The 12,775-nt window shown below is 47.8% G+C and carries 13 protein-coding genes; 10 read left to right on the top strand and 3 right to left on the bottom strand.

The genetic code is table 11. The features are described from left to right. Window positions 1-46 precede the first annotated feature (46 nt). The 3 genes from pdxB to DN062_RS07365 all read left to right on the top strand — a co-directional run bounded on the left by pdxB (window position 47) and on the right by DN062_RS07365 (window position 2,677). The gene (gene pdxB / locus DN062_RS07375) at window positions 47-1,195 is read left to right on the top strand and encodes a 4-phosphoerythronate dehydrogenase PdxB (RefSeq protein WP_112158808.1); all 1,149 of its coding nucleotides are present in this window, start codon (window positions 47-49) and stop codon (window positions 1,193-1,195) included. A gap of 9 nt (window positions 1,196-1,204) precedes the next feature. Further along, a complete protein-coding gene (locus DN062_RS07370; protein WP_112158689.1) occupies window positions 1,205-1,933 on the top strand; it encodes a flagellar brake protein in 729 nt (242 codons plus the stop codon). A 114-nt stretch (window positions 1,934-2,047) separates the two neighbouring features. Then, window positions 2,048-2,677, top strand: a complete 630-nt coding sequence (locus DN062_RS07365) for a BamJ family beta-barrel-assembly machinery protein (protein WP_112158688.1) — start codon at window positions 2,048-2,050, stop codon at window positions 2,675-2,677. Window positions 2,678-2,834: 157 nt separating this feature from the next. Here the strand turns inward: DN062_RS07365 and DN062_RS07360 are convergent, their stop codons facing one another. The 3 genes from DN062_RS07360 to DN062_RS07350 form a co-directional block, all read right to left on the bottom strand. Beyond that, on the bottom strand, window positions 2,835-3,140 hold the full coding sequence (locus DN062_RS07360; RefSeq protein ID WP_112158687.1) for a hypothetical protein: 306 nt from the start codon (window positions 3,138-3,140) through the stop codon (window positions 2,835-2,837). A gap of 162 nt (window positions 3,141-3,302) precedes the next feature. Next, a complete protein-coding gene (locus tag DN062_RS07355; RefSeq protein WP_162301266.1) occupies window positions 3,303-4,208 on the bottom strand; it encodes a substrate-binding domain-containing protein in 906 nt (301 codons plus the stop codon). Then, a complete protein-coding gene (locus DN062_RS07350; protein ID WP_112158686.1) occupies window positions 4,201-5,067 on the bottom strand; it encodes a formate dehydrogenase accessory sulfurtransferase FdhD in 867 nt (288 codons plus the stop codon). The genes DN062_RS07355 and DN062_RS07350 overlap by 8 nt, the downstream gene beginning before the upstream one ends. A 164-nt stretch (window positions 5,068-5,231) precedes the next feature. On the opposite strand from DN062_RS07350, the gene DN062_RS07345 reads away from it, so the two are divergent. The 7 genes from DN062_RS07345 (at window position 5,232) to fdh3B (ending at window position 12,773) form a co-directional block, all read left to right on the top strand. Further along, complete coding sequence (locus tag DN062_RS07345) at window positions 5,232-5,804, top strand: DUF3305 domain-containing protein (protein WP_112158685.1); 573 nt, start codon at window positions 5,232-5,234, stop codon at window positions 5,802-5,804. Continuing rightward, window positions 5,801-6,403, top strand: coding sequence for a DUF3306 domain-containing protein (locus DN062_RS07340; protein ID WP_112158684.1), 603 nt, complete (start codon window positions 5,801-5,803; stop codon window positions 6,401-6,403). The genes DN062_RS07345 and DN062_RS07340 overlap by 4 nt, the downstream gene beginning before the upstream one ends. A gap of 167 nt (window positions 6,404-6,570) precedes the next feature. Continuing rightward, window positions 6,571-8,298 carry a 4Fe-4S dicluster domain-containing protein gene (locus DN062_RS07335; protein WP_112158683.1) on the top strand — a complete coding sequence of 576 codons (1,728 nt, stop codon included), beginning with the start codon at window positions 6,571-6,573 and terminating at the stop codon, window positions 8,296-8,298. A gap of 10 nt (window positions 8,299-8,308) precedes the next feature. Further along, complete coding sequence (locus DN062_RS07330; RefSeq protein ID WP_205126681.1) at window positions 8,309-8,941, top strand: TorD/DmsD family molecular chaperone; 633 nt, start codon at window positions 8,309-8,311, stop codon at window positions 8,939-8,941. An 11-nt stretch (window positions 8,942-8,952) separates the two neighbouring features. Continuing rightward, entirely contained in the window at window positions 8,953-9,165 is a 213-nt protein-coding gene (locus tag DN062_RS07325; RefSeq protein ID WP_112158682.1) for a formate dehydrogenase, read from the top strand. A 38-nt stretch (window positions 9,166-9,203) separates the two neighbouring features. Then, window positions 9,204-12,068, top strand: coding sequence for a formate dehydrogenase subunit alpha (locus DN062_RS07320; RefSeq protein ID WP_112158681.1), 2,865 nt, complete (start codon window positions 9,204-9,206; stop codon window positions 12,066-12,068). Between the two features lie 60 nt (window positions 12,069-12,128). Next, the gene (fdh3B, locus tag DN062_RS07315) at window positions 12,129-12,773 is read left to right on the top strand and encodes a formate dehydrogenase FDH3 subunit beta (RefSeq protein WP_112158680.1); all 645 of its coding nucleotides are present in this window, start codon (window positions 12,129-12,131) and stop codon (window positions 12,771-12,773) included. Window positions 12,774-12,775 lie beyond the last annotated feature (2 nt).

Genomic DNA, 12,775 nt, shown 5'->3' with positions numbered 1-12,775 from the left:
GTTTCGCAATTTATGCGGCCAGTATTATAGAGATGTGGAGAAGGCTTTGACACCTAGAAAGCTAAGAATTGTTGCGGATGAGAATATACCAGCATTAGAGGCACTATTCGCGGATATTGGTGAGATTAAAACCTATCCAGGAAGGCATATCACCCATTCCGATCTTGTAAAGGCCGATGTTTTGTTGGTTCGATCAATTACCCAAGTGACAGCTGAACTTGTAGCCAATACGCCTATGCAGTTTGTTGGAACCGCCACGATTGGTACTGACCATATAGATGAAGCGGCTTTAAAGGCCTTAGGTATTGGCTTTAGCAGTGCTCCAGGTTGCAATGCCGATGCTGTCGTTGAGTACGTATTAAGTTGTTTGTTGCATTTAGCGGCAGAGCAATCCTTCTCATTGCACGAAAAAACCATTGGTATTATTGGTGTTGGGCAAGTGGGGGGGCGTTTAGCTAGTCGACTTCGAGCATTAGGTCTGTCTCCTTTATTATCCGATCCACCTCGACAAAAAAGAGAAGAGGGAGAGACTTTTGTGTCGTTGGATGAGTTGTTGGCGAGCTCCGATATTATCTGTTGCCATACACCCTTGACGCAAACGGGTGATGATCCCACTTGGCACTTGCTCAATGAGCAAACACTCCAGCGTATTCGTGCGGGCAGTATTTTACTCAATGCTGGAAGAGGGCCTGTGATTGATCAGCAAGCCTTGTTGGCAAGAATGAAAGGGGCGAATGACTTGACCCTTGTTCTCGACGTTTGGGAGCATGAGCCTGTAGTACTCGCTGATTTAGCCGCGTATGTTAGAATAGCCACGCCGCATATTGCGGGTTACAGTCTCGATGGAAAAATTCGCGGTACCTGGATGCTCAGAAATGCGCTGGCGAATGCCCTCGGCTTTTCACCACCCTTGCCGCTAGAGCACTATTTGCCTGTTGCTGACGCCCGTGAGTTAAAACTTGAAGCACAGGCAGATGTGTTATTACCAGTGCGACTGCTGTACGATCCCTATCGGGATGATCGTGCGTTGCGCCAAACGCTTCTGTTAGAGACCGCAGAGCAGGCCATTGCATTTGATCAGTTGCGCAAGCTTTACCCAGTTCGTCGTGAATTTTCGACCCTGACACTGGTAGTATCTTCTCCAGTGCAGGCAACCTATTTAGAATCTCTAGGTTTTAGAGTGGCATTAGAATAACGAGTACACATGTCTTTAACGGAATTATCTTTAATCGAAGGCTCAACACCTGTGCAACTAGCTGTGCAGCCTGTTGTGCCATCTCTTGCCTCACTTAAGCCTGTTCCTGGTGATCCGGTTCGATTGGAGGTTAGGCATCCCAAAGCACGTTTTAATCTGCGCTTTGTCGGCTTGTTTGAAGGAAAAGGCGTGATTTTGAGCGCCCCTCGCCAGCAAAAGATAAAGATCACTGAAGGCTCGGTTCTTTTGATCAAAATGATTTGTGCCAATCGGATCTGCAGTTTTTCAAGTCGATTAGTGAAGATTCAAGAGCAGCCATACCCCTTGTGGCATATCGAGTATCCTCAGGAGATGACGCTCAAGCGTTTACGTCAGCACACGCGTGTTCCTGTGGCGTTAAAAATCATGATCGATGCGGGGGATGATGCACCAAATTCGCAATGGCCAGCACTCTGTACGGATATCAGCTTGCAAGGTGCTTCTGTTGAGGTGACTAGCGGCTCTTTACCGCTCAAAAATAAGATGTTTATCACCGCTCGTATCCGTGTAGCGGGAGTGGACCATGTCCTATTATTACCCGCCTCGATTTGTCGAGTGGTGGAATCTGAGCAAGTGGGTATTAAAATTACTCGATACTCGCTTGAATTTTCCGACTTAGATGAAGACACACACCTGACTTTAGCAGGTTTTGTCTACCAGCAATGGCTATACGAGTGCGGGCAATTGGATACACTCTGAGTGTGTTAAAGCCGATTGTTTAACCCTTGTGGTGAATCCTCGAATATATTCTTTTTTAGCTTTGTGCTACTCTCTTGCATCCAATTATTAATTTTAGAGAGTCTAGAGTAGACTATGACCACCACTATTTCACTGGAAACAGTCGAAGCCCGTGCCAGTTATGGCATCGGCCGTCAGATGGGTGACCAACTGGCTCGTAATGGTTTTGAAGACGTTGAACTGGCTGCGGTGATCAGTGGCTTAGAAGACGCGTTCACCGGACAAGACCTTCAAGTCACTGCCGAGCAAATACAAGAAGCCTTCACCGAAATCAGTCGTCGTATGCGTGAAGCTGAAGAAGCACGCTCTGCGGCATTAGTTGAAGAAGGGAAGCAGTTCCTGATCGACAATGGCGCGCGTGATGAAGTGGTTGTTTTGGATTCAGGTCTTCAGTATGAAGTGCTTGAGGCAGGTGATGCTGAAGCGGAAAAAGCGACACGTGAGTCAACAGTCAAAACACATTACCATGGCACGTTTATAAATGGGCAAGTGTTTGATAGCTCTTATCAGCGCGGACAGCCGATTGAATTCCCTGTGACAGGTGTGATCAAAGGTTGGACAGAAGCGTTGCAGTTGATGAATCCGGGTGCGAAATGGCGCTTATATGTGCCTTATCATTTGGCTTATGGCGAGCAGGGCTCTCCAGGTGGAATCCCACCTTACTCCACGCTTATTTTTGATGTTGAGTTAATTGAGGTCCGTTAATTCACTTTGTTGAGTTGGAGGATAAAGGGATGGTTTTTTGAGGCCATCTTTTTTGTTTCCACTCAATGTAAAAAGCCCCCACTTTATTAAAAGAGGGGGCTTTTTTACAGATTCTTGTCGCAGCGTTTTAGGCTAAGACAAGAGATCTACGCAATCATTACTTGCCGAAGCTTTGAACTTGAGCAACGATAGTCTTGCTAGACTCAGTTGCAAGAGCAGTGAACGCTTCACCTTGTGCTTTGAGCAGGTTGAACAAAGAAGTGTTAGCTTCAGTGTTGAACTTGATCAAATCTTCAGGAGTTTTTAAAGTTTTTGCTTTTTCAGCTTCGGCTTTGAAAAACGCAACCAAGTCTTCGCCCGCTTTTTTCTGAAGCTCAACCGTTTTGGTTAAGGTTTCAGTTTGCAAAGCGATCAGGCTTTTAACGGCTTCTACAGGCTTTTGAAAATCAACAGTGTTAGTCATAATGTCTCTCCGAGATTGAAGGTCTATGCAGAACAATGTTGCACTGCACAATGAAGTCCATTATAGAGAGGTGTCTGAGCCTGTCAAGCCTTTTTGTTGCAATGCACAAATAAATATTTTTTAATTTTTTTCATGAAGTTTAATGTGTTTGTCACAGTTTTCTTACTCAGAAACTTCACCATTCCAGATGAGTTTTCCGCACTGTTGTAAATCGTAGCCTTTTAATTCCTGCGCACACAGACTTCCTTCTGAACTTTGCAACCACTCAAATAATGCTTGCAGTAGGCTTCGGAAATAGACGGGGCGAGGAATAACCAGTTCAAAGGATTCTTGGTAGACTGGAATAAATGTCAAACCTGCTTCAATGGCAGCTGATTCGGTGCCTGGGCCTATGTCCGCTTGATTACGTGCGATGGCGGCGGCGACCTCACGCTCGGTTAATGCACGAAAACTGATATTGAGATGCTCATGGCTTAAACGCTGCTGTGTTAGCCAGTCTTTCAAGAAGCGCTGGGATCCAGCCCCTTCTTGACGAGTGACCCAGCGTTTTTCCAGTAATCTTGTGGGTTCACTCAGGAGTGTTTCAGTATCATTTGTGCGAAACATCAAGCCTTGTTGACGTTTATATAAATGCACTAACACCCAGTGTCTTGATCCTGTGTATTGGCGAATAAGCGCGGGGTGTCTTAGATGACTTTCGTCTGCTTTGCCCCAGTGTACGGCACAGGCATCCACTAAGCCTTGCGACAGTAAGCTAAGACCTGCTTGCGTACCGGTAGGCATATAGCTATAGAGCGCTTTGTATTTCTGGGCCTGCATGATGCGAAGAAGTCCTGCCTGAAGAAGGGGATCATCGCTGCCCGCGATCAGTAAGCGGTCACTTAAAATGCCATGATGACTCGATTCAAGCAGCCATTGGTCCACGAGCTTTCTGGGAAACAACCATTTTCCGGTCACCTTGGTCGCTGGTAAATGGCCATCACTTGCCAGTTGGTATACTTTCTTCTCATTCAGATGTAAATAAAGGGCTACTTCTTTTACCGTCATGTAAGGGTGCTGCTCAGTCATCACGTTTCCCCTTTTTCTCTGACCGAGCTTGGGCTTGAGGCTTGGCATCAAGGATTAGACGGTCTTGGCCACTAAAGACGAGAAAGTGCCGACCTTTTGCCCTAGCTAACATCAGAATTCCGAGTTGCTGCGCGATTTCGAGTCCCATCTCTGTCGCGCCTGAACGAGAGAGTAGGACACTCATGCCCATTTGAGCGGTTTTAATCACCATTTCAGAAGTTAATCGTCCAGTGGTGTAAAACAGTTTGTCTGATGCATCTATGCCATCTAGCCATAAATGACCTGCGAGTGTATCAACCGCATTATGGCGTCCTATATCCTCACAAAATGCGAGTACTTCCCCTTCGGTTGAACAAATTCCACAGCCATGAACGGCTCCAGCATGCTTATAGGTTTCATTGTGTTGATTGAGTACGTCTAATAAATGATAGATCTGAGACTGTTTGATCTGCCAAGGCGATAATGTCATTTGCTCAAGGCGAGCCATTTGATTGCCAAACACAGTGCCTTGACCACAACCCGTCGTAACTGTTCGTTTAGAGAGGGTTTCATCCATATCATCGGGTGTACGTGAGGTGACAACAACCGCAGCTGCCACGTCCCAATCCACTTGAACCGCGATAACATCCTCTAGACGTTCGACGAGGTTTTGATTGCGAAGGTAGCCTAAAACTAAGGCTTCAGGATCTTCGCCCAAGGTCATGAGTGTGACGATTTCACGCTTGTTCAAGTAGAGGGTGAGCGGGCGTTCACATGCGAGCGCCTGTTCTCTCCATTCGCCCTGTTCGTCCATCACCCTGACTTGGGTTGTGAGTGGAGCGCGTGCTTGAGTCAATAAGGGGCGGTGCGCAAGCGTCATGAGTATTCCTTAATTTGAATCCCGCTGGTACAGGTTGTGAAGCAACTATCATACCAGTGATGGTGAGGGGGGAGCCTCGCTAGGTAGGTATGGCTTCTTGCTATGGATCCAATGGGTTTAGATTGAGTCAAAATGTCCCAGTGTAAAACAAGAGTTGTGATTTATTGACCGTATTACTTGCGTGGGAACTGTCTGTATCGCTGATTTTATCCTTGTTAGACATCACGGCACAGTCTTTGCCTGTGAACTATACTTGGTTAAAAAAGGGGAAAGACATGAAGCCGTCTGTTCATTATCCAACATTAGATACATGGCCTTTATGGGTTAGGTTGGAAAAACATGAAAAACTGTCGAGAGGTTGGCCTTGTATTACTTGGTCCGTGGCAGAAGTCTACGCGAAAGACCCTCAGCGCAGTGATGCTCACATGATTTGGTTACAGCTCTTTCGTGACGAGCGCATTGCCTATCGTTTCAATTTAAGTGCGGAAACGCCAAAACTCTTTGTTGTCTGTGAAGAGGTGTCATCCGAGCTGTCTCTTCCTCGAAAGCTCACCTGTGCTCAAGATGTCGCAGCCGATTATATGGATGCAAACCAGCCAGTGTTAAGTATTCCATTACCTGAAGCGATACACGCGTGGCTGGAAGCCTTTATGGCTGAACACGGAGAGGTCGAAGACCCAAAAGCCAACAAGCGGCGCTTGAGAACGGCCAGTTCATCAGAAGGAGCCTCCTCATGACCGACGGTTTTTTATCGCGTTGGTCTCGATTAAAACGACGTGAGCTGGATGAGTCTTCATCTCCTGCGTCAGAGCTAGACTCTTCTGTTGCGATAGAGGATACATTGATTGAGTCCGATATGTCAGTCGTTATCACAGACGTGGAGGAACCAGAAAGCCCTCCGCATTCGTCTGAGGATCTGCCGGGTGAGGAGGTTGTACTCACGGATATTGATATGCCAGATTTATCTACGATCACATCCAAAAGCGATATGTCGATGTTTTTCTCGAGTGGAGTTTCAGCAGAACTTAAGAAAAAGGCATTACGTCAGTTTTTTCATCAGCCTGAGTTCAATGTACGAGATCCTTTGGATGACTACGCATTGGACTATTCAAATCCAACTAAATTAATTTTGAAACCTGGAGAGGTTGTCCGAGGTTGGGCGAAAGAACGCATGGACGAGGCAATGGAGAAGGCGAGGGATGTTCTACTTTCGGATAATAAAGTTGTTGATTCTGAAGGTGTTTATTTGAAAGAAGAGGGTGCAGTTGATCAGAGTAACGACGGCACTGATGAGGCAGTCTTGCACAGCAAAAATGAACAGGGCGAGACAAAATGATGCAGTTGTGGATTTTTGATCTATAAAGCCTGGCTTTCATGTCAGTATTTTGTGCTTTTGTGGTCGTAAATCTTGGCTTCTTAATTGCTAACTTAACACTATAACTAAATAACTCGACCGCCATTGCTATTGAAAATAACGATATAGGCGAGCCTGAGAGAGTGTCAATGAAACCAAACAGCTTAATTCCAATTAAGGTCTTTACGGCAAGTTCGCAAGACAATGCGAGCGCGCGTCAGCAGGCGATAAATGCGTTGCCGCCCGTGCTAACCTTACAAGACAACTTAATCACCTATACCAGCCAAGGACATCTTTTAATCTTAGGCCCAGAAGATCTTATTCGCTTGGCAGCGGCTCAGTTATCAGGTTTGAAAAGCATCACCTTACTGGCCATGGGGCAGGTAAGCAGCCAATCAGATGAGCATTTGGAAAAAGCCTTAGCGGCCGTGCCTGAACTTACTCCAATATACCTACCGCTTGAATCCTTAACGGGTTGGTTAGGCTCCTACTACCTTCAGCTTAAAAGCCCGCAGGGCGACATCCTTAATCCGGCAAAAATTTACACAGGTAAAGATACATTTGACATGGTGCTGGATTTAAACCCGGAGCCAACACTGTCGGCTGAAATGTCGCCCCCTGGTTATTTCCACATTGCGGCGGATTCAGATCATCTCGTTCAGGCCATTGAAGAGATTTCGTCACTGGTGGGTGAGTTTGAAAAGCCGGAATATGTGCAGGTCAATCATGATATCTGTGCTCATTCGGATCGGGGCAAACTTGGCTGTACTCGTTGTTTGGATGTGTGTCCTGCCGATGCAATCACCAGTCATAACCAAACAGATACGCATGATTTTCAAATCAGCGTAGATGTGCACTTATGTCATGGAGCGGGTAGTTGTACCACGGTTTGCCCTACTGGTGCCTTGACCTTTGCAGCCCCCCGTCCGCAATCACAGCTTGAGCGTTTACGGCATTATTTGGATAGTTATCGTCAGGCAGGGGGAGAACATCCTGCCATCTTAATTCACGCAGAGCATACCGATATCGATCTAGAGGCACTGCCAACGCATGTTCTGCCCGTTGCTTTAGAGGAAGCAGCAGGTATTGGTGCAGAGCTTTGGTTGGCTTTGTTGGTGCATGGTGCAACCTATGTGGCGATTGCTCTGGATGAAGAAACACCGCCGAGCTTGCAGCGCTTGTTAAAAGATGAAATCAAGCTGACGGGTCGTTTATTGACAGCCTTGGGCCATCCCGCTCAGCGGTTATCCTTGGTTGATGTAGAGTTCATTGAGACAGATCTGGCTGAGCTGGAGCAAGCCGTTGCACTGTGGAGAGGGGTACCTGAGGGGCCAAGTTATCCTTACCAAGGTAAACGTAAAACGCTGAATGAAGCGCTTGATCGTTTATACGAACAAGGTGATGCCGAAGACGCAATCCTCACACTGCCAATGGGGAGCCCCTATGGTCAAGTGCTTGTTGATGAGGATGCATGCACCTTGTGTATGAGCTGTGTTGCTATTTGTCCGACCTCGGCTTTACACAGCGGAAAAGATCAATCACCTCGGTTATCTTTTTTAGAAGGTGACTGTGTTCAGTGCGGGCTTTGTGAGCGATCCTGCCCAGAGAAAGCCATTCAGCTGGAAGCCCGTTTTGCACCGGCTGCGGGCACTCGAGGTGAGCCTCGGGTCATGAAAGAAGAAGAACCTTTTCATTGCATCAGTTGCGGTAAAGCCTTTGCAACTCAGAGCACAATTAAAAAGATTTCTCAAAAGTTAGAAGCACATCCTTATTTTCAGGGCGAAGCTGCAAAGCGTTTACACATGTGCGAAGACTGCCGAGTTCGCGATAGTTATCGCGAATTGGCAGCAGATCCAGAAGCCCAACTAAGACTCTGAGGATTGATGTGTGGAAAATATTTTGATGCAACAGCAAATGACAGAAGACGATGCACTCAGGGCCGATGTCTATGCACTCTTGGCGGCACTGTGTCGAGCGCATCCCTCGTCAGAACTCTTGGACTTTTTGAAATCGGTTGAAGTGGATGCGTTTACCCAGAATCGTATGTCGCAAGCATGGCAATTGCTTAGGTTGGCGGCTGAACGAGCTCAGGTCGATCAGTTAGAGAATGAGTACGTCACGCTATTTATCGGAATATCGCAAGGTGAGCTGACGCCCTTTGCATCTTGGTACTTGACAGGCTCGCTGATGGAAGCCCCCTTGATTGAGTTGCGTAATGACTTAAATCTACTTGGCTTTGAGCGGGAGGCATCTGTTAAAGAGCCAGAAGATCATATTTCGGCCTTGCTTGAAGTCATGGGGTTATTGATTCAACAGGGCGCTTCACGCGAGCGCCAAGCGGTTTTTTTTCAACGACATATTAGTGCTTGGGCGGATCAGCTTTTTGTTGATATGGCTAAAGCGCCCAGTGCTGTGTTTTATAACGCCGTAGCGATGCTAGGGCAGGCCTTTGTAAACACCGAAAAAGTGTACCTACAGAAACGTCCCGATGCCGCCCAAAGCGTGCACCTACGGGGATGAGGAGACATACCATGCATAACAAGAAACAACCTGTTAATGAACAAGCAAGTGTTGGACGCCGTCAATTTCTGAAAGGAATGGCTGTCGTATCCGCTGCAGGTGTTGCTGTCACGGCGGGTCAAGCCGCTGCGTCTGTAGATCTACCTGAAATAGCGGCTGCTCCTGAAGTTCAGGGCTACCATGAAACGGATCATATCCGTGCTTATTATGCTAGCTGTCGCTGATCACGACGGTCATACACTCGAAAATTGAGGGAATGAAAATGCGTCTACATAAAAAAGTCAGTGATTCGTCACTGGATTCACAGAGCGCGAACCGTCTTGGTGTGAGTCGCCGTGGATTTTTAAAAGGCACGAGCCTTGCTGCCGGTGGTATTGCGGCGACAGGGTTGTTGGGCAAAACGATGATTCGTCCCACACAAGCGGCAACGCCTAAATCCAGTGCCCCTGTTGAGATTAAACGCACCATCTGCTCACATTGTTCAGTGGGTTGCGGTGTCTATGCACATGTACAAAATGGTGTGTGGACCTATCAAGAAGCCGCGTTTGATAACCCCATCAACAAGGGTGCCCATTGCGCGAAAGGGGCCGCTCTTCGATACCATGGTCATTCGACACGTCGCTTAAAGTATCCGATGAAGCTTGAAAATGGCCAGTGGAAAAAGCTGAGCTGGGAGCAAGCGATCAATGAAGTGGGCGATAAAATTGAACAAATTCGTGCCGAGTCCGGTCCTGACTCTGTCTTTTGGTTAGGCTCTGCCAAGTTTAATAACGAACAAGCCTATTTGTTCCGCAAAATGGTGTCTTTGTGGGGAACGAACAACGTTGAGCATCAAGCCCGTATTTGTCACTCGACAACGGTTGCAGGTGTTGCGAATACTTGGGGCTATGGCGCGATGACCAATAGCTACAACGACATGCAAAACAGTCGTTCTATGCTGTTTATCGGCTCGAATGCCGCTGAAGCTCACCCTGTTTCGATGCAGCATGTGTTGATCGCCAAAGAGCGCAACAATTGTAAAATTGTTGTAGCGGATCCTCGCTTTACACGCACGGCTGCAAAAGCCAATCAGTATGTTCGTATTCGTCCGGGTTCAGACGTAGCCTATGTGTGGGGGCTCTTGTGGCATATCTTTGCAAACGGCTGGGAAGATAAGCAATATTTAGCTCAGCGTGTCTATGGGATGGACGAAATCCGTGAAGAAATTAAGCAGTTCCCACCCGAGGTAGTACAGGACATTACGGGTGTGGATGAACAAACCATGTATCAAACGGCTAAGCTGCTGTCTGATAACCGTCCAGGCTGTGTTGTCTGGTGCATGGGTGGAACACAACACACGACGGGCAACAACAACACCCGAGCTTACTGCATCCTCGAACTCGCATTGGGCAACATTGGTAAATCCGGTGGTGGTGCAAACATCTTCCGTGGTCACGACAATGTTCAGGGTGCCACTGATTTTGGGGTTTTGTCTGACTCGTTACCCGGCTATTACGGCTTGGCTGATGGCGCGTGGAAGCACTGGGCGGGTGTTTGGGGCGTTGACTTCGAGTGGATTCAAAACCGTTTCGATCAGACAGAGTATCGTGGCGGCAAGCCCATGAACACCAACGGAATTACAGTTTCACGTTGGGTGGATGGTGTTCTTGAAGACAAAGAGAAGATGGCGCAAAACGATAACATTCGTGCCATGTTCTACTGGGGGCATGCGGTCAACTCTCAGACTCGCGGTCCTGAAATGCGTGAAGCCATGAAAAAGCTGGATATGATGGTCATTGTTGATCCTTATCCAACCGTGGCGGCTGTCATGAATGACCGTACAGACGGTGTCTATCTCTTACCTGCTTGTACTCAGTTTGAAACCTATGGATCCGTGACGGCCTCTAACCGTTCGATTCAATGGCGCAGCAAAGTAATCGAGCCTCATTTTGAATCCAAGCCAGACCATGAAATCATGTATCTACTGGCAAAGAAAGTGGGTATTGAGGAACAGGTATTTAAGAATATTGCAATCAATGGCAACGAACCTCTGATCGAGGATATTGTCCGCGAGTACAACCGTGGCATGTGGACCATCGGTTATACAGGCCAAAGTCCTGAGCGCCTAAAGTACCATCAAGAAAACTGGCATGCGTTTGATTTCACCTCGCTGCGTGCCGTTGGAACCGATGCTCACGGCGACTTCTACGGCTTGCCATGGCCTTGCTGGGGAACGGCAGAGATGAAACACCCTGGTACGCATGTTCTCTACGACACCAGCTTACCGGTTAAGGATGGCGGTTTAGGCTTCCGTGCCAACTTTGGCGTGGAGCGCAATGGCCAAACCCTATTGGCGGAGGGCTCAGCCCCTGTCGGCAATGAAATTGGTGATGGCCATCCGGAGTTTACAGCGGCGATGTTGCAGCAACTCGGTTGGTGGGATGATTTGACCGATGCTGAAAAAACAGCGGCCGAAGGCAAAGATTGGAAAACCGATCTGTCAGGCGGCATTCAGCGTGTTGCGATCAAACATGGTTGTGCACCTTTTGGTAATGGTAAAGCCAGAACAGTGGTTTGGACCTTCCCAGATGCGATTCCTAAGCATCGTGAGCCTCTTTACACTACGCGTCGTGATTTGGTTGCCAAGTACCCAACATGGGATGATTTTGAATCTCTCTACCGTATGCCAACACTGTATAAAACCATTCAGGATCGTGATACCAGTGCTGAATTCCCCATTATTCTCACGTCTGGACGACTGGTTGAGTATGAAGGCGGTGGTGATGAAACACGTTCTAACCCATGGTTGGCCGAGCTGCAGCAGGATATGTTTGTCGAAATCAATCCCTTTAATGCCAATACCTTGCGCATTGCCGATGGTGATGATGTTTGGGTGTACGGTCCAGAAGGCGGACGGGTGCGTGTGAAAGCAATGGTCACCAATCGTGTTGATCGTGATGTTGCCTTTATGCCTTTCCACTTCGGTGGTGAATTCCAAGGAGAAGATTTACGCAAGCGTTATCCTGCAGGCAGTGATCCTTACGTATTAGGGGAGGCCGTTAACACGGTGACAACCTATGGCTATGATCCGGTGACCCTAATGCAAGAAACGAAATGTACTGTATGCCGTATCGAGAAAGCGGCCTGAACCCACAAAAAATAAAGCAGGGCTTTTATCAGTGAATAAAAGTCCATAAGGAGAATATCCATGGCTCGTATGAAGTTTTTATGTGACTCAGAGCGCTGTATCGAATGTAACGGCTGCGTCACAGCCTGTAAAAATGCCAATGAAACCGAATGGGGGATTCAGCGTCGTCGAGTTGTCACGCTTGATGATGGTGAGGTTGGCAAAGAAGTGTCCATTTCAGTGGCCTGTATGCACTGTACGGATGCACCCTGTATGGCCGTTTGTCCGACGGATTGCTTCTATCCAACGGAAGATGGCTTGATTCTCCATAACAAAGATGCCTGTATTGGCTGCGGTTATTGTTTATACGCGTGCCCCTTTGGTGCGCCACAGTTTCCGCAACAGGGTGCATTTGGGGCACGTGGGAAAATGGATAAATGCACTTTCTGTGCCGGAGGTCCTGAGTCTGATCCAGTGCTAGAGGAGCAGAAATACGGGGCGAATCGACTGCGCGAAGGCAAGTTACCACTTTGTGCTGAAATGTGCTCTACCAAGGCGCTTTTGGCAGGAGATGCTCAGCAAGTGGCTGATATTTTCCGTGAGCGTGTGGTCTACCGTGGCCATCGCAACAGTGCTTGGGGTTCGGCAGATCATGAAGCGGATCAGTCTGAACAGTTGGCAAAAAATGCGGCTGACTTGGCCTATGACGCAACGCAGAGTGTATAGCT

The organism is Nitrincola tibetensis, from assembly GCF_003284585.1.
Lineage (GTDB): Bacteria > Pseudomonadota > Gammaproteobacteria > Pseudomonadales > Balneatricaceae > Nitrincola > Nitrincola tibetensis.
Note: the sequence above shows the minus strand (reverse complement) of the source record. Positions and strands in the feature narration are given on the sequence as shown.